Source organism: Shinella curvata (genome assembly GCF_022899935.1).
GTDB classification, from domain to species: Bacteria; Pseudomonadota; Alphaproteobacteria; order Rhizobiales; family Rhizobiaceae; genus Shinella; species Shinella curvata.
The window spans coordinates 373,935-399,562 of sequence record NZ_JALJCJ010000005.1 but is presented as its reverse complement, the minus strand read 5'-3'; the positions used below and the strand labels follow the sequence as shown (position 1 = coordinate 399,562).

General features: G+C 62.2%; 28 protein-coding genes. 18 read left to right on the top strand and 10 right to left on the bottom strand.

The window, feature by feature from the left end; all coding sequences use genetic code 11:
• Window positions 1-108: 108 nt before the first annotated feature.
• The 3 genes from MUU55_RS19920 to MUU55_RS19910 all read left to right on the top strand — a co-directional run bounded on the left by MUU55_RS19920 (window position 109) and on the right by MUU55_RS19910 (window position 1,800).
• A complete protein-coding gene (locus MUU55_RS19920) occupies window positions 109-801 on the top strand; it encodes a tellurite resistance TerB family protein (protein WP_244762508.1) in 693 nt (230 codons plus the stop codon).
• A gap of 97 nt (window positions 802-898) precedes the next feature.
• A complete protein-coding gene (locus tag MUU55_RS19915; RefSeq protein ID WP_244762507.1) occupies window positions 899-1,591 on the top strand; it encodes a GNAT family N-acetyltransferase in 693 nt (230 codons plus the stop codon).
• Window positions 1,588-1,800, top strand: coding sequence for a hypothetical protein (locus tag MUU55_RS19910; RefSeq protein WP_244762506.1), 213 nt, complete (start codon window positions 1,588-1,590; stop codon window positions 1,798-1,800). The genes MUU55_RS19915 and MUU55_RS19910 overlap by 4 nt, the downstream gene beginning before the upstream one ends.
• Here the strand turns inward: MUU55_RS19910 and MUU55_RS19905 are convergent.
• From MUU55_RS19905 to MUU55_RS19895, 3 genes are all read right to left on the bottom strand, one after another.
• Complete coding sequence (locus tag MUU55_RS19905) at window positions 1,797-2,804, bottom strand: nickel/cobalt transporter (RefSeq protein WP_244762505.1); 1,008 nt, start codon at window positions 2,802-2,804, stop codon at window positions 1,797-1,799. The genes MUU55_RS19910 and MUU55_RS19905 overlap by 4 nt on opposite strands.
• Window positions 2,798-3,439: a DUF1007 family protein gene (locus MUU55_RS19900; protein WP_244762504.1), complete on the bottom strand. Its 642-nt coding sequence runs from the start codon at window positions 3,437-3,439 to the stop codon at window positions 2,798-2,800. The genes MUU55_RS19905 and MUU55_RS19900 overlap by 7 nt, the downstream gene beginning before the upstream one ends.
• 87 nt (window positions 3,440-3,526) lie before the next feature.
• The gene (locus tag MUU55_RS19895; RefSeq protein WP_244762503.1) at window positions 3,527-4,432 is read right to left on the bottom strand and encodes a LysR family transcriptional regulator; all 906 of its coding nucleotides are present in this window, start codon (window positions 4,430-4,432) and stop codon (window positions 3,527-3,529) included.
• 599 nt (window positions 4,433-5,031) lie between these two features.
• Here MUU55_RS19895 and odc2 point away from each other — a divergent pair.
• The 3 genes from odc2 to MUU55_RS19880 all read left to right on the top strand — a co-directional run bounded on the left by odc2 (window position 5,032) and on the right by MUU55_RS19880 (window position 7,758).
• On the top strand, window positions 5,032-6,165 hold the full coding sequence (gene odc2 / locus MUU55_RS19890) for an ornithine/lysine decarboxylase (protein ID WP_244762502.1): 1,134 nt from the start codon (window positions 5,032-5,034) through the stop codon (window positions 6,163-6,165).
• Between the two features lie 131 nt (window positions 6,166-6,296).
• Entirely contained in the window at window positions 6,297-6,884 is a 588-nt protein-coding gene (locus MUU55_RS19885; protein ID WP_244762501.1) for a GNAT family N-acetyltransferase, read from the top strand.
• 187 nt (window positions 6,885-7,071) lie between these two features.
• Window positions 7,072-7,758 (top strand): OmpW/AlkL family protein, encoded by a 687-nt coding sequence (locus tag MUU55_RS19880; protein WP_244762500.1) that lies wholly within the window; start codon window positions 7,072-7,074, stop codon window positions 7,756-7,758.
• Window positions 7,759-7,792: 34 nt separating this feature from the next.
• Here MUU55_RS19880 and MUU55_RS19875 read toward each other — a convergent pair whose 3' ends face one another.
• Complete coding sequence (locus MUU55_RS19875) at window positions 7,793-8,425, bottom strand: LysE family translocator (protein ID WP_244762499.1); 633 nt, start codon at window positions 8,423-8,425, stop codon at window positions 7,793-7,795.
• A gap of 234 nt (window positions 8,426-8,659) precedes the next feature.
• On the opposite strand from MUU55_RS19875, the gene MUU55_RS19870 reads away from it, so the two are divergent.
• Window positions 8,660-9,106: a glyoxalase superfamily protein gene (locus MUU55_RS19870; RefSeq protein WP_244762498.1), complete on the top strand. Its 447-nt coding sequence runs from the start codon at window positions 8,660-8,662 to the stop codon at window positions 9,104-9,106.
• 4 nt (window positions 9,107-9,110) lie between these two features.
• Here the strand turns inward: MUU55_RS19870 and MUU55_RS19865 are convergent, their stop codons facing one another.
• Complete coding sequence (locus MUU55_RS19865; RefSeq protein WP_244762497.1) at window positions 9,111-10,274, bottom strand: hypothetical protein; 1,164 nt, start codon at window positions 10,272-10,274, stop codon at window positions 9,111-9,113.
• Between the two features lie 249 nt (window positions 10,275-10,523).
• Between MUU55_RS19865 and MUU55_RS19860 the strand changes: the two genes are divergently transcribed.
• The gene (locus MUU55_RS19860; protein ID WP_244762496.1) at window positions 10,524-10,826 is read left to right on the top strand and encodes a hypothetical protein; all 303 of its coding nucleotides are present in this window, start codon (window positions 10,524-10,526) and stop codon (window positions 10,824-10,826) included.
• Window positions 10,827-10,888: 62 nt separating this feature from the next.
• Here MUU55_RS19860 and MUU55_RS19855 read toward each other — a convergent pair whose 3' ends face one another.
• The 4 genes from MUU55_RS19855 to MUU55_RS19840 form a co-directional block, all read right to left on the bottom strand.
• The gene (locus MUU55_RS19855) at window positions 10,889-11,284 is read right to left on the bottom strand and encodes a VOC family protein (protein WP_244762495.1); all 396 of its coding nucleotides are present in this window, start codon (window positions 11,282-11,284) and stop codon (window positions 10,889-10,891) included.
• Window positions 11,285-11,309: 25 nt separating this feature from the next.
• On the bottom strand, window positions 11,310-12,299 hold the full coding sequence (locus MUU55_RS19850) for a WD40 repeat domain-containing protein (RefSeq protein ID WP_244762494.1): 990 nt from the start codon (window positions 12,297-12,299) through the stop codon (window positions 11,310-11,312).
• A gap of 58 nt (window positions 12,300-12,357) precedes the next feature.
• Window positions 12,358-13,494: a CobW family GTP-binding protein gene (locus MUU55_RS19845; protein ID WP_244762493.1), complete on the bottom strand. Its 1,137-nt coding sequence runs from the start codon at window positions 13,492-13,494 to the stop codon at window positions 12,358-12,360.
• 91 nt (window positions 13,495-13,585) lie between these two features.
• Complete coding sequence (locus MUU55_RS19840) at window positions 13,586-14,389, bottom strand: creatininase family protein (RefSeq protein WP_425314202.1); 804 nt, start codon at window positions 14,387-14,389, stop codon at window positions 13,586-13,588.
• Window positions 14,390-14,483: 94 nt separating this feature from the next.
• Here MUU55_RS19840 and MUU55_RS19835 point away from each other — a divergent pair, with 94 nt between their 5' ends.
• The 4 genes from MUU55_RS19835 to MUU55_RS19820 all read left to right on the top strand — a co-directional run bounded on the left by MUU55_RS19835 (window position 14,484) and on the right by MUU55_RS19820 (window position 17,580).
• On the top strand, window positions 14,484-15,020 hold the full coding sequence (locus MUU55_RS19835) for a MarR family winged helix-turn-helix transcriptional regulator (RefSeq protein WP_244762492.1): 537 nt from the start codon (window positions 14,484-14,486) through the stop codon (window positions 15,018-15,020).
• Window positions 15,021-15,066: 46 nt separating this feature from the next.
• Window positions 15,067-16,095, top strand: coding sequence for a LacI family DNA-binding transcriptional regulator (locus MUU55_RS19830; RefSeq protein WP_244762491.1), 1,029 nt, complete (start codon window positions 15,067-15,069; stop codon window positions 16,093-16,095).
• Between the two features lie 26 nt (window positions 16,096-16,121).
• Window positions 16,122-17,090 carry a 2-hydroxyacid dehydrogenase gene (locus MUU55_RS19825; RefSeq protein WP_244762490.1) on the top strand — a complete coding sequence of 323 codons (969 nt, stop codon included), beginning with the start codon at window positions 16,122-16,124 and terminating at the stop codon, window positions 17,088-17,090.
• An 82-nt stretch (window positions 17,091-17,172) separates the two neighbouring features.
• Entirely contained in the window at window positions 17,173-17,580 is a 408-nt protein-coding gene (locus MUU55_RS19820) for a hypothetical protein (RefSeq protein WP_244762489.1), read from the top strand.
• A gap of 4 nt (window positions 17,581-17,584) precedes the next feature.
• Here MUU55_RS19820 and MUU55_RS19815 read toward each other — a convergent pair whose 3' ends face one another.
• Window positions 17,585-18,364: a gamma-glutamyl-gamma-aminobutyrate hydrolase family protein gene (locus MUU55_RS19815; protein WP_244762488.1), complete on the bottom strand. Its 780-nt coding sequence runs from the start codon at window positions 18,362-18,364 to the stop codon at window positions 17,585-17,587.
• Between the two features lie 455 nt (window positions 18,365-18,819).
• On the opposite strand from MUU55_RS19815, the gene MUU55_RS19810 reads away from it, so the two are divergent.
• From MUU55_RS19810 to MUU55_RS19785, 6 genes are all read left to right on the top strand, one after another.
• Window positions 18,820-21,129 carry a putative bifunctional diguanylate cyclase/phosphodiesterase gene (locus MUU55_RS19810; protein WP_244762487.1) on the top strand — a complete coding sequence of 770 codons (2,310 nt, stop codon included), beginning with the start codon at window positions 18,820-18,822 and terminating at the stop codon, window positions 21,127-21,129.
• Between the two features lie 177 nt (window positions 21,130-21,306).
• A complete protein-coding gene (locus MUU55_RS19805; RefSeq protein ID WP_244762486.1) occupies window positions 21,307-22,077 on the top strand; it encodes an N-acyl amino acid synthase FeeM domain-containing protein in 771 nt (256 codons plus the stop codon).
• Between the two features lie 249 nt (window positions 22,078-22,326).
• Window positions 22,327-22,551: an aa3-type cytochrome c oxidase subunit IV gene (locus MUU55_RS19800; protein ID WP_244762485.1), complete on the top strand. Its 225-nt coding sequence runs from the start codon at window positions 22,327-22,329 to the stop codon at window positions 22,549-22,551.
• A 90-nt stretch (window positions 22,552-22,641) separates the two neighbouring features.
• Window positions 22,642-23,796, top strand: a complete 1,155-nt coding sequence (locus MUU55_RS19795) for a Re/Si-specific NAD(P)(+) transhydrogenase subunit alpha (RefSeq protein ID WP_244762484.1) — start codon at window positions 22,642-22,644, stop codon at window positions 23,794-23,796.
• Window positions 23,796-24,206 carry an NAD(P) transhydrogenase subunit alpha part 2 gene (locus MUU55_RS19790; protein WP_023515780.1) on the top strand — a complete coding sequence of 137 codons (411 nt, stop codon included), beginning with the start codon at window positions 23,796-23,798 and terminating at the stop codon, window positions 24,204-24,206. The genes MUU55_RS19795 and MUU55_RS19790 overlap by 1 nt, the downstream gene beginning before the upstream one ends.
• A 10-nt stretch (window positions 24,207-24,216) precedes the next feature.
• Complete coding sequence (locus MUU55_RS19785) at window positions 24,217-25,617, top strand: NAD(P)(+) transhydrogenase (Re/Si-specific) subunit beta (RefSeq protein ID WP_244762483.1); 1,401 nt, start codon at window positions 24,217-24,219, stop codon at window positions 25,615-25,617.
• The last annotated feature ends 11 nt before the right edge of the window (window positions 25,618-25,628 follow it).

The following is a 25,628-nucleotide window of genomic DNA, read 5'->3' as shown; positions in this document are numbered from 1 at the left end:
GGGCGGCCTCTGGTCGCCCGTTATGCGTTTGTAATCAGGCGCGCGCATTCCTATCTTGCCCTTGCATTAGGCCCCGGTGCTGGGACGAGAGAAACGGAGACGCTCCCTATGTTTGACGCCAAGAAGTTGCTTGACCAGTTCCTCGGTTCACAGGTGCCCGGCGCCGGAGGATCCGTGCGCGACCGTGCCGGTCAGGTCACCCAGCTCGCCAAGGACAATCCGCTTGCCTCGATCGCCATTGCCGGCGTGCTGCTGGGCACGGGCACCGGCCGCCAGGTTGCCGGGTCGGCGCTGAAGCTCGGTAGTCTCGCGGCGATCGCCGGCCTCGGCTACCAGGCCTACAAGAATTACAAGGCCGGGCAGGATCCGGTCGACACGACGCAGGCCGGCACACCCGAGCTTCTGCCTCCGCCGACCGATTCCGGTTTCCACCCCGAAGCCGTCAGCACGGATTTCGCGCTCATCCTCGTGCGCGCCATGATTGCTGCCTCGCGCGCCGATGGTCATATCGACGATGCCGAGCGTGCGCGCATCATGGACAAGCTCAAGGTTTCCGGCCTTGGCGCGGATGCCGCGCAGTTCCTGGAAGACGAGCTTGCCAATCCGATCGACCTCGACGCTATCGTTGCTGCGGCCTCGACAGAAGAACAGCGCGTCGAACTCTACACGGCATCGCGCCTTGCCATCGAGCCGAAGACGCGCGCCGAGCGTGGCTATCTCGATCTGCTCGCCGGGCGCCTTGGTCTTGCCGACGCGCTGGTCGATCATATCGAGGCAACGGTTTCCGCCGCCACGGTCTGAGCATTCGGGGAGCGGCCGAACGCCGCTCCCCGCTTTCCACATTGCTTCGCGCCGTGCGCTGTTCTATCCCTTCGGCAAGACCGAAGGAGGATTTTTCATGCGCGATCTCACGGATTGGAAAGGGTGCCCGCCGCCGGCACCCGTGGTGCTCGAAGGGCGCTATGTGCGCCTGGAGCCCTATGATCGTGCAAAACACCTTCAGCCTCTCTGGGATACCTTTGGCGGTATGCAGATCAATCCGCTGCTGCGCTATTTCGCCCAGGCTGATTTCACCGGCATCGAGGGTTTCGATGCATGGTCGGAAGCCGTCATCAAATCGGGCTGGGTGCGGGAAGTGATCGTAGACAAGGCGAGCGGCAAGCCTGTCGGCATGGCGCATTACATGCGGCCGGATCCGGCAAACGGCGTCGTCGAAATCGGTGGCATTGCCCATGGCGGGGGCATGTCGCGCTCGCCGCTTTCCACCGAGGCGCAGTACCTGCTTGCCAAGCACGTCTTCGAGGACCTCGGTTACCGTCGCTATGAATGGAAATGCCACAACGGGAACGAGCCGAGCAAGCGCACGGCTGCCCGCTTGGGCTTCAGCTTCGAGGGGGTTTTCCGCCAGCACATGCTTTCCAAGGGGGAGAACCGCGATACCGCATGGTTCTCGATCATCGATGGCGAGTGGCCCATCGTCGCCAAGGCGTTCGACGCCTGGCTGTCGCCCGATAATTTCGACGCCGACGGACAGCAGAAGCGCAAGCTGGAAGACATCCGCGCCGAGATCACCAAGGCGGACGCGACATGAGCGAGGAAAGCAAGGGAAAGTCTGCCGCGCTTGCGGCACTGGTCATTCTCATCGGCACGGGCGTGGTGTTCTACTTCCTGCCGCGCGTCATGATCGCGATCGGCGGCTTCTCGCCGTGGCTTGCCGGTCTGTTCGGCGCGTTGCTGGTGCTCGGTTTCTTCCTGCTGTTCTGGCTGCGTGCCCGCTACCAGCGCAACCGCGGCAACTAGATCTGCAGCGAAGCGCCGAGCAGCAATAGCCCCAGGACCATGACCATCAGTGCACCGCCGATCTCGATGGCGGTGCCGACGCGGGCGGCGGCCGAGCCGTTGCCGGCAAAGCGCAGAGCCGCCCCCTTCGCCGTGACGGCAAGCGTGGCCAGCGTCGAGACGGTAATGGCCGTGCCGATCGACATGGCGAGGACGGCAAGAACACCGCCGAAGTAGAGGCCGTTGAGGAGCGCGAAGCTCAAGACGATCAGCGCCCCCGAGCAGGGGCGAAGGCCGACGGCCACGATGGCCGACCAGGCTTCACGCAGCGCAAAACGGTCGCCCTTCAACAGAGCGGGATCCGGCGCATGGGCGTGCCCGCATGTCGAACAAACCTCTCCGGCATGATGGTGGTGAACATGGCCATGATGGTCGCGCGTGCCATGCACCTCGACGGCCTGTGCGCCAAGCGCCGAAGCGCGGCGTTCGGCGGGTCGCAGTTTCTTGAAGAGCAGCCAGGCGCCGAAGAGGGCGATGAGGGCATAGCTGCCCGTTTCGAGCGCGCGTGTGGCGTCGGTCATCGACACCGTGGTGCCGCGCAGGAAGAGATAGGCCGCTCCGACGAGCAGGATCGCCACGATGCCCTGCAGGATGGAGGAGAGGAAGGAAAGAAGCACGCCCCGTTTAAGCTCCACCTCATTGGCGAGCATGTAGGAGGAAATGACCGCCTTGCCATGGCCGGGACCTGCGGCATGGAAGACACCATAGGCGAAGGACAGGCCGACAAGCGTCGAGGCCGCCCATGGGGTCTCGCGCATGTCCTTCAGCGCACCCGTCATCAGACGGTAAAAACCCTGCTGCTGGGCATTGATCCAGCCGAAGAGGCTGCCGAATGTGCCTGATGTGTTGAAGCCCGGTTCCGCAGAGCCGATGCCGAGCGGGGAGGCGGCATGGGCGAGGCCCGCCGTGATGACAACGGCTGCGGTCAGCGTGAGGAGCGCAAGCGTGCGGTTGCGGGTCAGCATGTCATCTCCAGGCGAGTGGCGAAGAGCTTCGTCATGTCGGTGCCGGACGGGTCGTTGAAGAAGGCGTCGGTCAGGCTGTCCTGGTTCTGCGCCAGCACCTCGTCGGCATCGGGCCGGACGACGGCGCGCTTGCAGGCGGAAAACCTGTCGCCGACGGCGACAAGATCGTCATCCGAGGCGAAGTCCATAGACGCGTACATGGTCGGGTCATAGACGCCGAAGGTGAGCTTGCCCTTGAGCGGCATGGCTTCGCCGGGCTTAACGGTGAAGAACATCAGGAGCTGGCCGTCCTTATAATCGACATTGATGGCGTCGGGCTTGGCGACCTTCACGGTTTTTCCGTCCTCGGTGATCGACGTGTAGTAGTCGAATTCCTCCAGCGATTCGAGCACCGTCCTGCCGACCTCTGCGAGTTCGTCGGGGTCTAGCTGCGCGTTGCTGTTCTTGTCGAAATCCATCACGACGCTGGCGGAAAACATTTCGTCGAAGCGCCAGACATTGCGTAACTCGCTGACCGTGCCGTCCTCGCCGGCAACCACTTCCAGCCGCGCCTCCGCGAAAATATGCGGATGAGCAAACGCCGCAGCGGGGGCGAAAAGGGCGGCGCCTGCGGCGAGAAGAGGGAGGAATCGCATCAGTTTCAAGCCTCTTGCAGCATGGAAGCGGGCGTGTTGGAGTCGACTGTTTGAATGGGGTTGAAATGGGTCGGAATTGGGACCTTGTCAGGCCTCGATACCGGGATGGCGGCGAAACCACGCATGCAGAAAATCGACGAAGGTACGCACCTTCGCCGGCAGGTAGCGCCGGTGCGGATAGATCGCGTAGATGCCGCGGTCGGTCGGAAGATACTCCTCGAGGATCGAGACGATGCGGCCGGAATCCAGACAGGAACGGGCGATGAAGGCGGGCACCGAAGCGACGCCGAGACCGCTGGCCGCCGCCCGCACGGCGGCTGTCGGGCTGTTCACCTCGATATGCCCGCTGACCGGAACGGAAAAGCCGCCACCCTTTTCGTCGATGAAGCGCCAGTTGCTGTGCGACTTGCCATTGGTATCTATGATGCAGGGCAGGCGGGCGAGATCGCTCGGGTGGTTGATGGGGCCGACCCGGTCGAGAAACTCCTGGCTGACGCACATCTTCAGATAAAAATCGCCGATCTTGCGGGCGATGAGCGCCGAATCCTCGAGGCGCGTGATGCGCACGGCAACGTCGAAGCCTTCCTCGACCAGATCCACGAAGCGGTCGTCGGAAACGATTTCAAGCGAGAGTTCCGGATGTTCCTTGCCGAAATCGATCAGCGACTGGCCGATATCGGCATCGACGAAGGTGCGTGGAGCCGAAACCTTCAGCTTGCCGCGCAGGTCGGTGTTCTTCTCGCGCACGAGATCAGCGAGATTGTCGATTTCCTTGAGGATGTCGGAAGCGGTGCGGTAATAGGTGTGGCCGGGCTCGGTCATCGAGAACTGGCGGGTGGTGCGATTGAGCAGCAGTGCGCCGAGTTCGTCTTCGAGTTCGCGCACATATTTGGACAGAAGCGCCTTCGACCGGCCGGTCTTGCGTGATGCTGCGGAAAAGCCTTCGGCGTCGACGACGTCGATGAAGGCCCGGATTCGGGTCAGTGTATCCATGTGTCCCCACTCGAATGGTGCGCGGCAAAGGCCTGTTTTCAGGGTTGCCGCGCTTGCCTGGCGTCTCGGTGGCCTGGCGTAGAAAAGGAATGCGACGAAAACCAGTTCCGCGAATGTCGTGGCTTGGAGAATATTTTCAATAGCACGCCGCAAAAAACCTCTTGATTACGACAGCGATTCTTCTTATCTCACCCCTGCCCAAAGTCGCACGTGCCTGTGGGTGTCCGCCGACCCTCGATTTGGTGAGGAACTCGGTAAGGTACCTGGAACTAACCCCTCCAGTCGTTTCTCCGGCCAACCGGAAGAGCGAGGACATCTTGAAGCAACGACGGTGCGGGCCTTTCTGGTGTCTGCCGGCTTTCCAACAGCCGGGGTTACTGAAGAGGCACACCTTCATTGCCGGACGTGCGGTCGGGTTCTCCCACCAATCAATGGCAGACAAAGCGAATTGAAGCCTAGGCGGGCTTCGGTTCATCGTTCGCGCATGATGCGCATGCTTGGTTCCGGGGTCTCCACCGGCTGGTTCCATCGCATGCACGCATCTGCCCTTTGTCCTCTGGGATTGTTCCCGGAGCAACCTGGATATGGGGAATACCGAGATGGCTTCTGCACGTATTATCGACTTCCTGAACACCCGACGTCCCGACGGTCCGTGCCTCGTGGTCGATCTCGATGTCGTGCGCGACAATTTCAAGGCGTTCCGCCACGCGCTGCCCGACAGCTCGATCTATTATGCCGTCAAGGCCAACCCGGCGCCGGAAGTCCTGCGCCTGCTCGCCTCCATGGGCTCCAACTTCGATTGCGCGTCCGTCGCTGAAATCGAAATGGCGCTCGACGCCGGCGCGACCCCGTCGCGCATTTCATTCGGCAACACGATCAAGAAGGAACGCGACGTTGCCAAGGCGCATGCGCTCGGCGTTTCGCTCTTCGCCGTCGACAGCCATGAGGAAGTCGAGAAGATCGGCCGTGCCGCTCCGGGTGCCCGCGTGTTCTGCCGCGTCCTGACGGATGGCGAAGGTGCCGAATGGCCGCTGTCGCGCAAGTTCGGCTGCGTGCCGCAGATGGCTGTCGACGTGCTCGTCTACGCTCACCAGAACGGTCTCGTCTCCTACGGCGTGTCGTTCCACGTCGGCTCGCAGATGACGAAGGTTGATGCCTGGGATTCGGCTCTTGCCGATGCCAAGCGCGTCTTCGTGCAGCTGAAGAAGCAGGGCATCGAGCTCAAGATGGTCAATATGGGTGGCGGCTTCCCGACGAAGTACCTGCGCGACGTGCCCTCGGCCGAAGCCTATGGCAAGGCGATCTTCGGCGCGCTGAAGAAGCACTTCGGCAACCAGATCCCGGAAACCATCATCGAGCCGGGCCGCGGCATGGTCGGCAATGCGGGTGTCATCAAGGCGGAAGTCGTTCTCGTCTCGAAGAAGTCCGACAACGACAACCATCGCTGGGTCTTCCTCGACATCGGCAAGTTCGGCGGTCTCGCCGAAACCATGGACGAGGCGATCCGCTACCCGATCCGCACTGCGCGCGATCAGGACGAAATGGAGCCCTGCGTGCTCGCCGGCCCGACCTGCGATTCGGCCGACGTGATGTACGAAAAGAACATGTATCCGCTGCCGATCACGCTTTCGATCGGCGACGAGGTTCTGATCGAGGGCACCGGTGCCTACACGACGACCTACTCGGCCGTCGCCTTCAACGGCTTCGAGCCGCTCAAGGCCTACGTCATCTGAAAGTGGTTTCACGCGGGACATCCGCGTGAAACAGATCGCTTCCAGATTGCCTTCGCCTGCCCTTGACGGGGCAGGCATTCATCCATGTCCGGGAGGCCGCTCGTGGCGGCCATTAAGTGCGGGAGGCCGGGATGGCCACTGTTCTTGACTCTGTTCGCGCGTTTTTCGCGCAGGCCGTCTTCACCATCGACCAGGAAAACGCTGGCGATATCGTCGCGCGCGAGCGCCTGCTTGACCGCGTCATGGGCGAGGCCCGCTTCCGCAAGTCGTCGGAAAAGATCCGCCGCGGCCGCCTGCCGGCCGAAGGCCTGGCGTTGGTTGCGCGTGATCCGCATGGCCATGTCATCGGTACGGTTCGTCTGTGGAATATCGAGGCGGGCGTGGATGCCGATGGCAATGCGGTATCCGCCCTTCTTCTCGGTCCGCTCGCCGTCGATTGCGCGCACGAGGGCAAGGGTATCGGTGGCGCGCTGATGCGGGCGGCCCTTACCGAGGCGCGGGATCTGGGCCACGGTGCGGTGCTGCTCGTTGGCGACCCCGAATACTATGAACGTTTCGGCTTCTTTGCCGACAAGGCGCAGCACCTCGTCATGCCCGGCCCGTTCGAGCGTCGCCGTTTTCTGGCGTTGGAACTGAGGGAAGGATGGCTTTCCGGTGCGGCCGGCGTCCTCGTCGCAAGCGGCCGTCGCCTGGTGTCGGACCAGCGCAAGGCCGCGTGAGCCTCGGTATCGATCCGCCACCCTTTTGATGCTTGTCATTGTTTTGATTGGGCAATCGTCAATTCTTATGCACATTTTGGGGAGGCCGGGATTTTGTCCGGCCTCTTTTGATTCATCTCAAACGACACCGTGCGGTGCCGCTCCATAGTCGCCTCGCAAACACGAGTCGTGACGATGGAGAGATGGCATGAAGAAGAGTGGCGTGGTGCTGGGCGCGGTTGTCCTGGGTCTGGCGGCCTGTGGTGGCCCGGCGCTGGCGGCGGATCTTGAAGAGCGCATGGCGCCGCCGGAGGCGGCGGTGGATTTCGCCACGCAAAGCCCGTGGCAGGTTCGCGTGCGTGGTCTTGGCGTGATCACCAGCGACAAGGGGTTCGTCGATGGTATCGCCGGTTCCGGTCTGTCCTATTCGGATACGGTGGTTCCCGAGCTCGATATCTCCTATTTCTTCACCGACAACATCGCGGCCGAGCTCATTTTGGGCACGACCTATGCGAATATCGAAGGGGATGGGTCGATCGCCGGTCTCGGCAAGGTGGGCAAGACCTGGCTGCTGCCGCCGACCGTGACATTGCAGTATCATTTCACCGATTTCGGCGCCTTCAAACCCTATGTCGGCGCAGGTGTGAACTACACGCTGTTCTATAACCAGTCCGGATCCGGCGCCTTCACCAATCTCGACGTGAAAAACAAGTTTGGCGCGGCCCTGCAGGTCGGCTTCGACTACATGCTGGACAAACACTGGGGCGTGAACTTCGACGTGAAGAAACTCTTCCTCGAGCCCGAATGGAAGGTCGATTTCAACGGCGCGCCGCTCACGGGCAAGGCGAAATTGAACCCTTGGCTCGTGGGCGCTGGCGTCACCTATCGTTTCTGAGCAAAGACGAAGCCCGCTCCGGCAGGGGCGGGCTTCAGCCTGCCGCGCGGCGATAGAAGGCAAGCGAACCTGCAAGTGCGAGCAGGGCACCGCCGCAGATCCGGTCGAGCCATACGGCGCCTGATGTTTTCAGCATGCGTACCGCCTGCGCACCGAGCGTGGCATAGGCGAACATCACGACGAAATCGATGGCCGCGAAGACCAGGGCGAGCAGCATGTATTGTTCGGCTTGCGGAGCCGCGGGATCGATGAACTGCGGCAGGAAGGCAGAGAAGAAAAGATAGCCCTTGGGATTGGTGACCGCGACGAGAAGGCTCTTGGCGAAGATGGGGCCCGGTGCGCCGACACTCGGGCTTGCATTGTCAAGCGCCTTGCCAAGCGAGCCATTGGCGCGCAGCATCTGCACACCGAGAAAGGCGAGATAGCCTGCGCCCAGCCATTTGACGACGGAGAACCAGAATTCGGAGGCTGCCAGCAGCGCGCCTAATCCGAGTGCGACCGCGCCGATCAGTACGAAATCCGACAGAACGGCGCCGATCATGCCGGGAAGCGCCCGTCGGATGCCATAACGCGAGCCATTGGTGAGTGCGAGAAGTACGGTCGGGCCTGGCGTGGCAATGCCGATGAAGGCGACGGCGGCGAAGGCGATGAGGGTGACGGACGTCATGGCGGTTCCTCCCAGCACTTGCTCCCACGCCTGCGGCCGCCATGCAAGGTGGGATTTGACGAAACGAGAGGGAAGGCCTATATGCGGGGCAGGGTGAGAGCCCCCGCCGTCCGCGAGCGCAAGCTTTGGTGAAGTCTCTCGTTTTCAAAAATCGGTCTTCCAGCTTTTGGCATGCGAACCGGTGGCAATGCGGGCTCCCTCCGAAATGACGCATGCAACGACTGGAGTTCCGACATGCGTTCGACATCGACGCCCCTGCCATCCCTTGATGCCCTGAAAGATCAGGCGAAGCGTTTGCGTGCACGCTTTGCCGCCGACGGTGACGCGGTTTCCCATTCGCGCGCGCTCGAACTGATCGCCGCGCAATACGGTTATCGCGACTGGAACACGTTACACGCGGCCGCAGGCAACCGGCCGCCGTTCAATCCCTGGATGCTGGGCTCGCGTGTGCGTGGCCATTATCTGGGGCAGCCCTTCGATGCGCGGATACTCGGCGTACAGGCGCTGACCAGCCAGCCCGGCCGCTACCGCATGACCCTGCATTTCGACGAACCTGTGGATGTGGTGACCTTCGACAGCTTTTCCGCTTTCCGCCAGCGCGTGAACTGCACCGTCGACGAGACGGGACGCACCGCAGACAAGACCTCGGATGGACGGCCGCATCTGGAACTGGAGTGGTGAGCCGTCAGAACGAGCCCATGATCCTCGCCGCAAGGCCGTCGACTTTAAAATCGGCGGCCTCGTCGCTTTCGCGGCGCACGAGACGGCTGTATTCCAGTGCCAGCGTGGCGTCCTTGGCGAGCGTGTAGCTCAATGTTGCCGTCGCGGTTTTCGTCCGCGTGCGGTAGTCGTAATAGAGCCAGTCGCTATAGGCGTGCTCGTAGGCGAGCGTCAGCTTCAGCTTCTCCGTCAATGCCTTTTCAAGCGAGAGACCGATCGTACGGACGTCCTCGCCCAGCGCATCGTCGATATCGGCGAGCTGGATGTCGCGCCCGACCTTCGCCTTCAATACGGCTTCGCGTGGCAGCTGCCACCCGGCCTCACCCTTCAGGAAGGGGCGCAGGCGCTGCACGCTCTTGCCGAGATTGGCGCTTGCGACCCCGACCACGCCGGCCTCTGCCAGCAGCGTGAGGTTTCCGAAAACGCGGCCATAGGCGAGCGAGCCGCGCAGCGTCTCGGCGGGAAACCGCCCGAAAGTCTTTTGCTCGGACCGGTCGATGTGGTTGGTGCGGTATTGCAGCATCGCTCCCACTTCGCCGCCGAAGAGCGGGCGGATATGACCTGCCGTCAGGTCATAGAGCCGGTTGCCGGCTTCGAGCTGCGTGGGGCGCAGGCCAGCCAGGGTGAAATGCGCTCGTCCGCGGTCCAGACTGGAAAGCGAAGCGGTGATATGGCTGTTGCCGCCATTGTGCTTGACGGTAACGCCGATGCTTCCCGCAGCCGCGATATCGGCCTTGCGATAGCCGATCAGCAGGCCCGGCAAGGCAAGGAAGATATCACCAGAGCGCCGGTGCTCGATGCCGCCCTTGATGGTCAGCTTGATGGCCTCGCCGATGTCCCTGGTAAGTCCGAGCTCTACCCCTGCCGTGCTTTGGCTTGCGAAGGGATATTTCGCCACACGCTGCACACTTGCTGCAAGCCCATAGGCGAGCTGGGCATCTTCCAGCGCAAGCGAACCCCGCAACCCCACCTTCGCTTCGCCGAAAACGGTCGAAAGTGTCGTCGGGTCTTTAAAAATATTCGAGGACCAGCCGCTACCGATGCTGTAATCTATGGTTGAATCGGCATTTGCCTGGTTGTGTTGAGCCAGGAGAAACGCCGCGCAGGCCAGGCCTTGAAGAGAACGCATCGGAAACCGCCATTGTCCGTTAATGGAACAGAATCCTACGGTTGCATGGTTAAAAATTCTCTCAATGGTTGATTTTCGCGTCGTTGATGCAATTTTTCATACTAAAAGTTGTATGCGGTCAGGAATCGTTAAACTTGTCTTTGTTATGGTTAACTCTTTGCTATGACTGCCAAATCCGGTTGAGTAAATCGCGGCTTATATTACCTTTGATTGTGCATCAACAAGGTGCACAACCGAAGGAGAGAGACCATGAACAAGACCCGCATCATCGCAATCGCTGCCGTCATTGCTCTCGCCGGTGCCGGCCAGGCATCCGCCGGGGGCCTGCTCGGCCTCGGCATTCTCGGCAACAAGACCGGCGGCATCGTCATTGCCCCGAGCGTTGGCGTTGGTGTCGGCGATATCCTCACCGACAATGACGGCAACACGATCCTGAACGGCGTTCTCAACAACAACCTGAACGGCACCCTGTCGGGTGTGCTCAATGGCAACGTTCTCGGCATCCTCAGCGGTGGCGGCAGCAACTGCGGCTGCAAGAAGCGCAATCACTGACCGCACCATCCCCGCCCTTGCGGTCGGTGGGCCCGGGAGAGCGCCGCTCTTCCGGGCTTGCTCTATTCCAGGTTCAGTTGCCAGGAAATGCCGAAGCGATCCTGCACCCAGGTGAACAGGCGGCTGAAACCGTAATTATCGACCGGCATCAGGTCCGCACCGTCGGTTCCAAGGGCCGCGTGCAGTTCCCGCAGGCGGGTTTCCGACTCGCATTCGACGAAGAAGGAAAAGGACGGCGTGAAGGTGAAGCCATGCGCAGCCGGACTGTCGATGCATATGACAGCCTGGCGGCCAAGGTTGAAGCGGGCGCGGAAGACGGAGCCCTCCTTACCGGCCTCGCCCGGTCCGTAGCGCTGGATGTCCTCGATACGGCTGTCCGGGAAAAGGCCGGTATAGAAGGTCATCGCCTCCTCGGCGCGACCTTCGAACATCAGGAACGGGGTGATCGATGAGACCATGACAACCTCCTTCAGGGAGGCGGCATTATCCGGCGATGTCGATCACACCGCAATCGCCGGCTTCGCTGGCAAAGGCAATAAGCTTGCCGCTCTTGCTCCAGGCCATGGACGTCACCGCACCCTTGCCGGGGCGGCGCAACAGCACTTCACGGCTGTCGGCGAAGCGGGCGGCGAGCACCATGCCGTCGGAATAGCCGATGGCGACGACCTCTTCGGCCGGGTGGCAGGCGACGGCCGTGACCATGACATCGGCGCGGGTGCCGAGTTCCAGCGGCGGTTTGCCCATCGGGCCATCCTTGGCCGAGAAGGGCCAGACGATAGCGGCCGGCGCGCCCGAAGAGGCGAGCCATTTGCCCTTGGCGGACCAGGAAAGCGACTTCACCTTGGCGGGATAGCCGGTCATGCGCATGTGGCGTGTATCGGCGCCCACCTTGGTGTCGAGTTTCCAGCCGTGCAGGGCGTTTTCCTGCATGCTGGTCACGACGAAGCGGCCGTCCGGTGAGAAGGTGACGCCGGTATGGGCCCCCTTCCACTCGAGATCGACCGGCTGACCGGCCATCGCCACCCAATGCAGCGAGACGCCGTTATAGCGCGCGATGCCAAGCCGCAACCCCTTGGGCGCGAAGGCGATACCTTCCACCGAACGGGTCTCGGTGAATTCCTTGATCGTGCCATCGGCGAGACGCACGCGCGCCGTGCGCCCCTCGGCAAAACCCACCGCGCCCTGCGGGCCGGGCGCCACGACGGAGATCCACTTGCGCGGCACCTCGGCGATGAGCGTCACGCTGCCATCGGCGGCGATACGCTGCACCTTGCCGTCCTCGCCGCCTGTTATCAGCGTGTCGTTCGCCTCGTCGCGCACGCAGGCCAGCAACCCGTCATGCGCCTCCTTGACCTTCTGGCCATGATCGAGGCGGTGCACCGCGCCGGTGGCGGAGGCGAAGAACGGCACATCGCCGAGAAAGGCGGCCGCGACGACGTGGCCGTCGAGATCAAGAGGCGCGACTGTCGGCATCAGTAGTTTTCTTTCTTGCGCATGACGTTGTTCGAAAACCGCTGCACACTTTTCGGCGTCATGCTTTTTGCGCCTCGCAGGCCTTGAACGAACGTTCGATCTTCTCGCGATCGAGGTCGCGGCCGATGAAGACGAGGCGGCTTTCACGCTTCTCGCCGTCCTTCCAGGCGCGCTGATGGTCGCCTTCGACGATCATGTGCACGCCCTGCACGACATAGCGCTCCTCGTCGCCGGCAAAGGCGATGATGCCCTTCAGGCGCAGGATGTTGGGGCCCTCCGTCTGAGTGATTTTCTGGATCCACTGGAAGAAGCGGTCCGGATTCATCTCGCCGCCGCGCAGCGAGATCGACTGCACCGTCACGTCATGGATCGGCGAGACGCCGTGATCATGGTTGTGATCGTGATGATGGTCATGATCATGGTGGTGATCGTGGTCGTGATGATGATGATGATCGTGATCACGGTGGTGGTGATCATGGCCATGATGATGGTGGTCGTGGCCGCAATCGGGACCGCAGACATGGTCCGGATGATCGTGGTCGAGGAAATGCGGATCGTTTTCGAGCGCCCGTTCCAGGTTGAACGCGCCCTGGTCGAGAACCTTGGTGAGGTCGATCTCCGAACGGGTGGTGCGGTGTATTCGGGCGGACGGGTTGATGACGCGCACCGTCGCCTCGATTCTCGCCAGTTCCTCGGGGCTGACGAGATCCGTCTTGTTGATCAGCACGACATCGGCGAAGGCGATCTGATCCTCGGCCTCACGGCTGTCCTTCAGGCGCAGCGGCAGATGCTTGGCATCCACGAGAGCCACGACTGCGTCGAGTTCGGTCTTCTGGCGCACATCGTCGTCCATGAAGAAGGTCTGGGCGACCGGCACCGGATCGGCAAGGCCCGTCGTTTCGACGATGATGGCGTCGAAGCGGCCGGGGCGGCGCATCAGGCCTTCCACCACGCGGATCAGGTCGCCGCGCACGGTGCAGCAGATGCAGCCGTTGTTCATTTCGTAGATTTCCTCATCGGATTCCACGATGAGGTCATTGTCGATGCCGATCTCGCCGAACTCGTTGACGATAACGGCGTATTTCTTGCCGTGGTTGCCGGTGAGGATGCGGTTCAGGAGCGTCGTCTTGCCGGCGCCGAGATAACCGGTAAGCACGGTGACGGGAATGGGCTTGGGGAGGGCTGTTTCGGTCATGGGAACCTCGAACAAGGACGGGGACGCCTGAAAGCGTCCGGTTGGGTCTGATATAGGAGATCGGATGGGCCAGCGCAAATGCCGGATGCGGCTATAAAAGGGACTTTGCGTCGAAGGCAGCGACATCCTCGAGAAGCCCGACAAGGCCGTGCACGGCATGGGCGATGAGCCGTTCGCCCTTTTCCGCCGTCGCCGCGCTGGCATCACCCGCTACGCCTTTGGGGTTGAGATCGGCCATTTTCCATCCGAAGGCATGCGGGCCATAGGCGCGCAAATGTCCGAAACGGGCGGCGAATTCCGACTGGCGCGAGCCGAAACGCTCGGCCTTGGTCATATCGACCACGTCGGGCTGAAGCGCCAGCATGACGGAGGTCTCGATATCGCCGCCATGGATGTCGATGGCCTTGTCTTCGGGCGAGATCCAGCCCTCCGGCTGGCCGAAGCGCGTCCAGGCGGTGGCGACGACGAGCATGCCGAACTGCACGCGTGCCTCCGTCGCCACGATGGTCATCAGAGGCGAATTGCCGCCATGGGCGTTAAGCAGCACGAGCTTGCGGATGCCGAAGCGGTTGAGGTCTTCCGCGATGCGCAGCCAGCGGTCGATCGCCTCGGCGTAGCCCAGGGAACGCGTGCCCGGCACATCGAGGTGTTCGGGCGAATAACCGACGGGTTCCACAGGCAGGATCGTGACGGGCAGGTGTGCCGGCAGCACGGTCGACAGCCGTTCTGCAATGCCCTCCACAATCAGCGTATCGGTTTCGAGCGGAAGGTGCGGGCCATGGCCCTCATGGGCGCCAAGCGGCAGGACCGCGATCCAGTCGGCCCGATCCTGCGCCGTCAGCATCGGGTCGTTTTCGGTCCATCGCATCGCGGGATGCGCCCTGGAGCGGGACATGTCGATCCTCCCTTGCCGCCAGCCTTCTTCCTCTGTCATACAGAGCCGGGCCCGTGATGCAAGGCGTATCGGGGCGCGGTGCAGGAGGCGATGGATGGGCAAGAAGCACAAGGACGGCAAGGACGGAAAGAAGAGCAAGAAGAAGAAATCGCACGAGGATGTTTCCGGTGCGGGGCTTGCTGCCGCCGTCGTCAATGCCGCCCGGTCCATGCGCACCGTGCTTTCTCGCAACCTTCTCGCCACCGGGCTCTATGCCGGACAGGACGGCGTGATCCTCGCGCTTTCGCAGGAGGGCGGGCTGACGGCGGGCTCTCTCGCCACCCGTCTCGGGGTCAAGGCGCCGACCATGACCCGTACGATCGGACGGCTGGAAGCCCAGGGGTTCGTCGAGCGGCGTCCCGACGAGACGGACGGGCGGCTGACGGTGGTGCATCTGACCGAGGCGGGCAGGGCCTCCATCGACCATATTTCCGAAGCCGGCCGGCTCAGCGAACGTCAGGCGGCCGAGGGGCTCAGTGAGAAGGACGTGCGCCATCTCCTCAAGCTGCTTCGCCTCATGGATGAAAATCTCCATGTCTCCGTGTCAGATGCGCTTGATAGTGCCGCAAAGCCTGTTGCCGACGAGATTTAAACTGTTTAAATAAACTGTTTTAAAGATCGTTGCTGCGGGAGGGGTCGTGGCGCAGAAAATCAAGCTTTCCACCATCGCGGATACGCTCGGCGTTTCCACAGCGACGGTATCGCTTGCGCTGAGAGACAGTCCGCTCGTCGCCGCCGCGACGCGGGACCGGATCAAGGAGCAGGCGCGGGCGCTCGGCTATATCTACAACCGCCGGGCCGCCAGCCTGCGCACTTCCCGCTCCGGCATTATCGGCGTCGTGGTGCATGACATCATGAACCCGTTCTACGCGGAAATCCTGAAGTCGATCGAAAGCGAGCTCGATCGCGACCGTCAGACCTTCATCCTGTCCAATCACTACGATTCCGTCGAAAAGCAGCGCAATTTCATCGAGACGCTTTTGCAGCTCGGCGGCGACGGCGTCATCATGTCGCCGGCCATCGGCACGCCGCCGGAGGATATCCAGCTTGCCGAGGACAACGGCATGCCGGCGATCCTGATCGCACGTTCCATCGACGGGCTCGACGTGCCGATCTTCCGCGGCGATGACAGCTACGGCATTTCGCTGGCGACGAACCATCTTATCGGGCTTGGTCACCGAACCATTGCGATGGTCGGCGGCACGGACCAGACATCGACCGGTCGCGATCGCTATCAGGGTTATGTCAACGCGCTGCGCAAGGCCAATATCGAGGTCGATCCGAGCTTGCGCATTCCCGGCCCCCGCACCAAGCAGGGCGGTTTCGAGGCGGCGGTGCATTTCCTGTCGCTGCCGCAAAAGCCGACGGCGGCCGTCTGCTGGAACGATCTCGTCGCCATCGGCCTGATGAACGGCATCGCCCGGGCCGGCCTCGTGCCCGGCCGCGACGTCTCCGTCACCGGCTATGACGACCTCGAGGAGGCGGCGATCGCGACGCCGGCGCTCACCACGGTCTGGAACGGTCAGTCGGAGGTCGGCCGCAACGCCGCCCGCGCGCTGCTCGACAAGCTCTCGGGCAGCCACGAGCCTGACGGAATCCATCTCATCAAGCCGGAAATGCGCATCCGGCAATCCACCGGACCGCTGAAGCCGCATCCCGAAGGCTGAGGTCATCAAGGCCAGCGAGGTTTCCCATGTCGGCAAAGACACGCATTCTCGTGCCCGGAGCCATCCGCGAACGGGTGCTGGAACGGTTGCAGGAGCGGTTCGACGTGGTGCGGATCGAGCGGGCCGACCCGTCGCTGATTACCCGCGCGGAGGCGGCGGACATTTTCGGGGCCGCCGTATCCGGGCGCTTCGATGCCGCGCTGATCGAGCACCTTCCGGCATTGGAAATCATCGCGAGCTTCGGTGTCGGCTATGATGGCGTCGACGTCTCCGCTGCCGCGGCGCGCGGCGTCGCCGTCACCAACACGCCCGATGTCCTGAACGACGAGGTGGCCGACACCGCCATCGGCCTGCTGCTCAACACGGTACGCCGACTTCCGCAGGCCGAGATGTGGCTGCGGGAAGGGCGCTGGGTCCGCGAAGGCGCCTTTCCGCTGACACCGCTCAGCCTGCGCGGCCGCAAAGCCGGCATCTACGGCCTTGGCCGTATCGGCCTTGCGATAGCCGAGCGGCTGAAGGGTTTTGGCGTCGAGATCGCCTATCACACGCGCCGTCCGCGTGCCGATGTGCCCTATACCTATTATCCCTCGCTGACGGAACTGGCCGAGGCGGTCGACACCTTGATCGCCATCGTACCGAAGACACCGGAGACACACCGGACCATCGACGCGACGGTGCTGCGGTCGCTTGGGCCTCAGGGTGTGCTGATCAATGTCGGACGTGGCTGGACGGTCGACGAGGATGCGCTCGCTGCGGCTTTGAAGGATGGTGTCATCGCTGCCGCCGGCCTCGACGTGTTTTACGACGAGCCGCATGTGCCGCAGGCGCTGCTCGACCTGCCGAATGTCTCGCTGCTACCGCATGTCGCCTCGGCATCCGTTGCGACACGCGATGCGATGGCCGATCTCGTGGCGGACAATCTCCATGCCTGGTTCGACACGGGGGCGGCGCTGACCCCAGTGCCGGAGACACCCTTTACGCGAAAAACCGGGTAGGCGCTGGAAAGCCTTCGTTAACCCTTCGGCAAGTTTGCCGGCGCATGATCTCTCCGACGAGTCGTTGCTGAAGGAGAGTGCCATGAAGACGCTGATGATGGTTGCCGTAGCCGGTGTAGCCTCGTTCGGCCTCTGGAGCGTCGCCGTGCATGACGCGCCGCAGCTCGATCCGGTCGTGTCGAACTCGATCTCCCCGCGGGTCGCCAACCATGCCTATACGATCTCGAACGTCGTCGCGAACACGGCCTGTCTTGCCGAACGCGGCACGCGGATTTCCGGCCGCAGCGAGCGCTTTTCGGCAGGCGCGGATTGTGATGCGGTCTGGCCGGGTCTGTCGACAGCGCGGACCTGGATCGACAATGGCGACGGCACGGTGGTCGTCGCCGATGCGCGCGGGGAGCCGATCCTGACGGTCGTCGACGGCGACGGGATCGCCTATGAGACGGTGGAGCCCGCCGACGCCATGGTCACGATGATTTCGGCGGACTGACTGTCTATTCCGCAGCCGTCTGATGCAGGCGGCCCTGCTTGGCGGCGGCATAGTCGCGCACGGCTTCGCCAAAGGCGGCGAAGAGGCTGTTCGACGGCTGGTCGGAACCGACCCAGTACTCCGGATGCCATTGTACGCCGACCGCAAAGGCCTTTGCGCCGATGACGGAGACGGCCTCGATCGTACCGTCCTCAGCGACAGCCTCCACGGCAAGACGCGGCGCCTTGTCGGAAATGGCCTGGCGGTGCAGCGAGTTCACCTGCACCTCGCCCGCGCCGACGATGCCGGCAAGGCAGCTGCCCTCCTTGACCTTCACCGTCTGGCGGATGCCGTAGGCGACGTCGAGAACGGTCGTATCCGGCTTGCGATGGTCCCATACGCCCGGCTGATCCTGGATCTCGTTGGCGAGCGTGCCGCCAAGCACGACGTTCAGCTCCTGGATGCCGCGGCAGATGGCGAGCAGCGGAATGCCCCGCTCGAGCGCCCGCTGGATGAGCGGCAGGCTGGTCGCGTCGCGTGCCCGGTCATAGGGACCTTCCGCGTCGGTGGCTTCCTTGCCGTAGAGCGAGGGGTGCACATTGGTGCGCGAGCCGCTGACGAGAAGCCCGTCCACCCTGTCGAGAATACCGTCGAAATCGTTGTCGGCTTCGAGTGCCGGAACAAGGAAGACGGTGACGTCGGCGCCCTTCACGGCGGCGCGGACATACTGGTTCGGGGTGGCCTGCCAGACGTTGCCTTCGATTTCCCTGATATCGGCGGGAATGGCGACGACGGGTTTCGACATGATGGGCTCCAAAAAAGAAATACCAAAACAGGATTTGCTATCAAATCCCACGTCAGTCAATTCCCCCTTTCAGGCGAAATGACGACGAAACCGCCGAAAGAGGCGGTACGGAGTCTAGGCGCGCACTGCGGAACTAACAAGATTTGATGATATGTAATGTGCAGGCTGTTAACCACGCAATTGCAAACAGCGATTGCAGGCTTCAGAATTCTTTGCGGCGAGTTCACGCAATACTGTGTCGCCTTGGAGTCAGGAAGTTGCGCGTATGGCCTATGATAAGTTGAGTCGGAAGCCAGGAATTGCCGCTTCCTGCAATATTGGGTTGAATGGCTCTTCCCTCGGTTGAGCAAGCGTGCAACAATGCCCCGGGATACCCTCGTTATTGGGTAATTTCCCGAAATCATTCATTAAATGTTGGCCGGTAACCCTCACTCGTCATAGGGAGTGCCGAGTCCATGAAGGATAAGGGTCAAAACACACTGCCAGCTGATGTGTATCTTTCGTTCGTCAGCTCGTTGTACGGGAACCGCCAGACCCTTTTCGTGGGCATGATTTCGCATGTCATCACGTTCTCCTTCGTTTACGCCAAGACCGCCGATCCTTTCTTCCTCGCCTGCAGCGCGCTCGTCGTGCTCGTCTGGTCGCTGCGTGCGATGGGCATGCGCCGCTTCGACCGCGTGGATACCGCGTCTCTCGACATGGATGGCATTCGTTACTGGGAGAACTGGTACAATGCCGGCGCCGTCGGCACGACGCTCGTGCTCGGTTCCGCCTGCGGCTACAGCCTGCTCTTCAGTCGCGACAGCTTTGCCGAACTCGCCTCCATCTCGGTGACGCTCGCCACCATGGTCTCCGTCGTCGGACGCAATTACGGTTCACGGCGAGCGGTGGACTACATCACGCTGTCGGCCTGTATTCCGATGGTGCTCGGCTTCCTCGGTCTGGGAGATTTCTACCATGCGGTGCTGGCCGTCCTTATTCTGCCCTTCATCCTGACGACGCGCATGATGGCGAACGGCGTGCGTGCGTTCCTCTACGAGAACGTGCTTGCCGCCCGCAAGATCGCGACGATCGCCGATCGCTTCGACACGGCGCTGAACAACATGCCGCATGGCCTGTTCATGCTGGATGCCGATCATCGCATCCTGGTCGCGAACCGCCGCGCCTGCGAGCTCCTGCATCTCGGCAGCCAGGAACGGCTGAAGGATTGTCATCTCGACGTCGTCCTGCGGTTTGGCGTGCGCAACACGTTCTTCAATGCCGATCAGAGCAAGGCGATCCTGCGCCAGCTCGACGAGCTCCTGAAAGGGGAGCGTTCGCGGGCACTCGTGCAGGTGACGGATGGGCTCTATCTGGAGTTCACGGCCTCCACGCGGGAGAACGGCGGCGCTGTGCTGATCTTCGAAGACGTCACGGCGCGGGTTCGGGCAGAAAACAAGATCCTGCACATGGTGCGCTACGACAGCCTCACCGGCCTGCCGAACCGCACCTATTTCGCCGATCTCGTGCAGGATTCGCTTGCCGAGCGCAAGAAGCCCGGCACGGTCGGCTTCATGGTGCTCGATGTCGACGACTTCAAGCATGTCAACGACATGAAGGGGCACGTCACCGGCGACCGGTTGCTCTGCGCCATCGCCGAGCGCGTGCGCCGCCTTGCCGGCGAAAAGGTGCTGGCCGCCCATCTGATGGGCGACGAATTCATTCTGTTCTTCCCCAACGAGAACAATCGCCGTGACCTCGAAACGCGCATGCGTCGTGTCCACGAACAGCTGCGTGGGGCCTATGCCGTCGATGGCATGACGCTCCAGGTTTCGTTCTCCGCCGGTGGCGTTACCGTGCCGAGTGCGGATTTCCGGTTGGAGGAAATGCAGATCCGCGCCGACCTGGCGTTGTTCGAGACCAAGTCGCGTGCCAAGGGCGGCTTCACCCTGTTCGAACAGGAGATGGACGCACGTTATGTCGACCGGCAGAAGCTGAAGGACGACCTGCGCAAGGCACTCACCGAAAACGCGCTGTCGGTCGCCTATCAGCCGATGTTCGTGCCCGACGGCTCGCGCATCGAATGCTGCGAGGCCCTGTCGCGCTGGACGCATCCGGAACGCGGCCCCGTTGCGCCGAACGTCTTCATCCAGATCGCCGAGGAAATCGGCATTGTCTCCGACATCACCCGCTTCATGATCATGCGGGCCTGTGCCGACTGCGCGACCTGGCCGGCGCATATGAGCGTTTCGGTCAATCTTTCGGTCCAGGACCTGCGCGGAACCGGCATCATCGATCTCGTCGCCGAGGCGCTGGAGGCCTCCGGTCTCGAGCCGCACCGGCTGCATCTTGAGGTCACCGAAAGCTGCCTGATGGAAGAGCCCGTCAAGGTGCAGGCGATCCTGCAGGAACTGCGCGCCCGTGGCATCACCATTGCCATCGACGATTTCGGCACGGGGTATTCGAGCCTCAGCTATCTCGACCAGCTGCCGCTGGATCTCATCAAGATCGACCGGTCCTTCGTGCGCAATATCGGCGAGGATGCGCGGCGCTTCAAACTGCTGCGCGGCACGGTTAACCTGTCGCGGGAGCTTGGCCTTCGCATCGTCATCGAAGGTGTCGAGACACAGGAGCAACTGGCGCTCATCAACAAGTATGAGTGTGCCGATCTCGTGCAGGGTTACGTCTTCGCGGCGCCCATGTCGCTTGGGGCGTTGCGTGATCTCTACGAAAGCCTCGGCGGCACGCCGGGCGATTCTCGCCGCCGCGGTCGCCGCGTCGCCTGATTTTCCTCGATTTTTCCAACAATGAACGCAATCGATACTTTATATCATCATCTTCAAAATTAGCGTTAACCATCTATTAAGGTTAATGAATGGTATTTTACACAAATTGTCGTATATCGACGATTGTGATGATGGCAGCGCGGTGGCTGCCTGATTTCAATCGGGGATGTGCGCGCAATGGCGAGCGTGGATACGGCGACCAATCGTTTTTCGGACAAGCTTCTGGAACTGCTCGACCGGGTGGAATACCGCCGGGTGGAAACGGGCGAGGACATGGAAGAGGTCGCGCGCATCCGCTTCAAGGCCTACAAGATGGCCGACATCCTGCCGCTCAAGGGCAACACGCTGATCGATGACATCGACTTCGACAGCCACGCCTATGTCTTCGGCATCTATTATGAAGAGCGCCTGATCTCGACGGTGCGTCTGCACCATGTGACGCCGGAGCACCGCGTCAGCTCATCGGGCTCGATCTTCCCGAAGGAGATCAATGCATTCCTGGATGCCGGCATGTCGCTGATCGATCCGGTGCGCCTTGCCGCCGATCCGCTGGTTCTGCGCGAGATGCCGGCGATCCCGTATCTGACGCTGCGCATCGCCACCATGGCGACGGATTATTTCGCCGTCGACCGCTGCCTGCAGCTCGTCAAGCCGCAGCATGCTGCCTTCTACAAGCGCGTCTTCGATGCCGACACGATCGTCGAGCCGCAGAAGGATTGCGGTGATTACAACATCGATCTCACGCTGATGGCGACCCGCACCAAGGAAACGCTGCCGCCGCTTTACAAGCGCTTCCCCTTCTTCAAGTCAGAAGCCTATGAACGCCGCATGATGTTTGCGCGTGGCGGCGACATGCCGTTCAGCCCGTTGACCGTGCGACCGACTGCGCGGCGCGCCCATTTTGGCCATGGCCAAATCGAGATTTCGGGCAACGCCTACGCCGGTTGATGCTTGTGCAATGATGTCGCTGACAGGCCGGTTTCTCAAGAAACCGGCCTGTTCTGTTTCGGAAACGATACAGGTGTAAAACGACCTCCGCCCTTGCCGTTGCGCTTTGCCCGTCCATTGTGTATGGCCTGAAAGACGCAGCGCTTACGCGCTTGAGGGAAAGCCGGGCCGTTATGGCGCCGGGAAAGTTTAAGCGCTCATCGGATGGAGAGTTCCGGCTGGCGGGTGCAGGTGCTTAGGAGAGGTACTATGGCTGAACATCATTCCGGACCGGTCGAAATGGGCGCTCCGATGGATTATCCCGAGCACGAGAAGACCTACAATCTGTTCGTCAACGGCGCCAAGTACGGCACGCTGTTCTGCGTCGCCCTGTTGGTCGCCATGGCCGCCGGTTTCTTCACCGGCGCCGGCTTCTTCAGCGCGCTTCTGCTGCTCATCATTCTCAACGTTCTGGGCTTCATCGTCCTTCGTTGATCTGAACATCTGCATTTGATTTTGCAGTTTGTCGCGGCGCCATCCGGCGCCGTGATCCTACACGGCCAGTCTCGGGGGGAGGACCACGGTTTGAGTCAGTGTGTTTTTATAGCACGGGAAAGTGATGCAGCGGAGGGCCGCGTCGCGGGTTCCGTTGAAACAGTCAAGAAAATGAAGAGCCTGGGGCTCGACGTGCTCGTCGAGACCGGCGCGGGCCTCCGGTCCCGGATCCTGGATGCCGATTATGAGGCCGCCGGGGCGCGTATCGTGGGGGCGGGCGAGGCGAATGCCGCCGACGTCGTCCTGAAGGTGCGAAGGCCGACATCGGCTGAGATCGCCACCTACAAATCCGGCGCCATCGTCATCGCCACGATGGATCCCTACGGCAATGAGGCCGCCATCGCCGAGATGGCCAATGCCGGTCTCACCACCTTCGCCATGGAGTTGATGCCGCGCATCACGCGAGCCCAGTCGATGGACATCCTGTCCTCGCAGGCCAACCTTGCCGGCTATCAGGCCGTCATCGACGCGGCCCATGAATTCGACCGCGCCATGCCGATGATGATGACCGCAGCCGGCACCGTTCCGGCTGCCAAGGTCTTCGTCATGGGGGCGGGCGTTGCCGGTCTTCAGGCCATCGCCACCGCCCGTCGCCTTGGTGCTGCCGTCTCCGCAACGGACGTGCGCCCGGCCGCCAAGGAGCAGGTTGCCTCGCTTGGCGCGAAGTTCATCGCCGTCGAGGACGACGAGTTCAAGGCCGCCGAAACCGCCGGCGGCTATGCGAAAGAGATGTCGAAAGAATATCAGGCGAAGCAGGCGGCCCTCGTGGCCGAGCATATCGCCAAACAGGACATCGTCATTACGACGGCGCTCATTCCCGGCCGTCCGGCGCCGCGTCTCGTGACGCGTCAGATGCTGTCGGCCATGCGCACCGGCTCCGTCGTCGTCGACCTCGCGGTCGAGCGTGGTGGCAATATCGAGGGCTCTGAACCCGGCAAGGTCGCCGAAGTCGAAGGCGTCAGGGTCATCGGCTATCTTAACGTGGCGGGCCGCATCGCGGCTTCCGCATCTGCTCTCTACGCCAAGAACCTCATCACCTTCCTCGAGACCATGGTCGACAAGGAAACGAAATCGGTTTCGGTCAATGTCGAGGATGAACTCGTCAAGGCGACGATGCTGACCAACGGCGGCGCCGTGGTGCATCCGAACTTCGGCGGCTCTGTTCAGCAAGGGGAGGGTAAGTGATGGCGAACGAACTTCTCGACAAGGCAATCACCGATCTCGAACGTGCTGTCGAAGCCGTTCGCGCGGCGTCCGAATATGTGCCGGATGCGGCCGCAGCCGCAGCCCATGGCGTTTCCGGCGGTGCGATCGATCCCTTCGTCTTCCGTCTGGCGATCTTCGTGCTGTCGATCTTCGTCGGCTACTACGTCGTCTGGTCGGTGACGCCGGCGCTGCATACGCCGCTGATGGCCGTCACCAACGCGATTTCTTCCGTTATCGTGGTCGGTGCGCTGCTCGCCGTCGGTATCTCGCTCTCGGGTGTGGCGACCGGATTCGGCTTCGTTGCGCTCATCCTCGCCTCCGTCAACATCTTTGGCGGCTTCCTCGTCACCCAGCGCATGCTGGCGATGTACAAGAAAAAAGAGAAGTGAGGGCGGCCCGATGAACGCAAACTTTGCAGCCTTCCTCTACCTCGTTTCCGGGGTCCTCTTCATCATGGCCTTGCGCGGCCTGTCGCATCCGACGACCAGCCGCCGCGGCAACATGCTCGGCATGATCGGCATGGGCATCGCCATCGGCACGACGCTGCTTCTGGCAACGCCGTCCTTCGGCGGCCTCGTGCTCATCGTGCTCGGGCTTGCCATCGGTGGTGGTGCCGGCGCCTACATCGCCCGTTCGATCCCGATGACCTCGATGCCGCAGCTCGTCGCTGGCTTCCACTCGCTCGTCGGCCTTGCCGCCGTGCTGGTCGCCGCTGCCGCGCTCTACTCGCCTGTGTCCTTCGGCATCGGCCAGGTGGGCGAAATCCACGGCCAGGCGCTCGTCGAAATGGCGCTCGGTGCCGCCATCGGTGCGATCACCTTCACCGGCTCGATCATCGCATTCCTGAAGCTCGACGGGCGCATGTCCGGCAAGCCGATCATGCTGCCCTACCGGCATGTCATCAACATCGTGCTGCTTGCCGCGATCGTCTTCTTCATCGTCGGCCTGACGCTGTCGGAAAGCCATTTTGACTTCTGGCTGATCGTCGTGCTGGCGCTGGCGCTCGGCGTGCTGCTCATCGTGCCGATCGGTGGCGCCGACATGCCCGTCGTCGTCTCCATGCTCAATTCATATTCGGGTTGGGCTGCGGCCGGCATCGGCTTCACGCTCGGCAACCTCGCGCTCATCATCACCGGCGCACTTGTCGGTTCCTCGGGTGCGATTCTGTCCTACATCATGTGCAAGGGCATGAACCGCTCCTTCATCTCGGTCATCCTGGGCGGCTTCGGCGGCGATAGCGGTGCCGCGGCGAGCGACGATGGCGTGCAGCGCACGGTCAAGCAGGGTTCGGCCGATGACGCTGCCTTCCTGATGGCGAACGCCTCCAAGGTCATCATCGTGCCGGGCTACGGCATGGCGGTGGCGCAGGCGCAGCATGCGGTTCGCGAATTGGCCGATGCGCTGAAGAAGAACGGCGTCGAGGTGAAATACGCGATCCACCCGGTCGCCGGCCGTATGCCCGGCCATATGAACGTGCTGCTCGCCGAGGCGAACGTGCCCTATGACGAAGTGTTCGAGCTTGAGGACATCAACTCGGAATTCGCCCAGGCCGATGTCGCCTATGTTATTGGCGCCAACGACGTGACGAACCCGGCGGCGCGCGACGGCAAGTCCTCGCCGATCTACGGCATGCCGATTCTCGATGTCGACAAGGCCAAGACCTGCCTCTTCGTCAAGCGTTCGCTCGGCTCCGGCTATGCCGGCATCGACAACACGCTGTTCTACAAGGACGGCACGATGATGCTGCTCGGAGACGCAAAGAAGATGACGGACGATATCGTCAAGGCCATGAACCATTAAGGCATAACCGA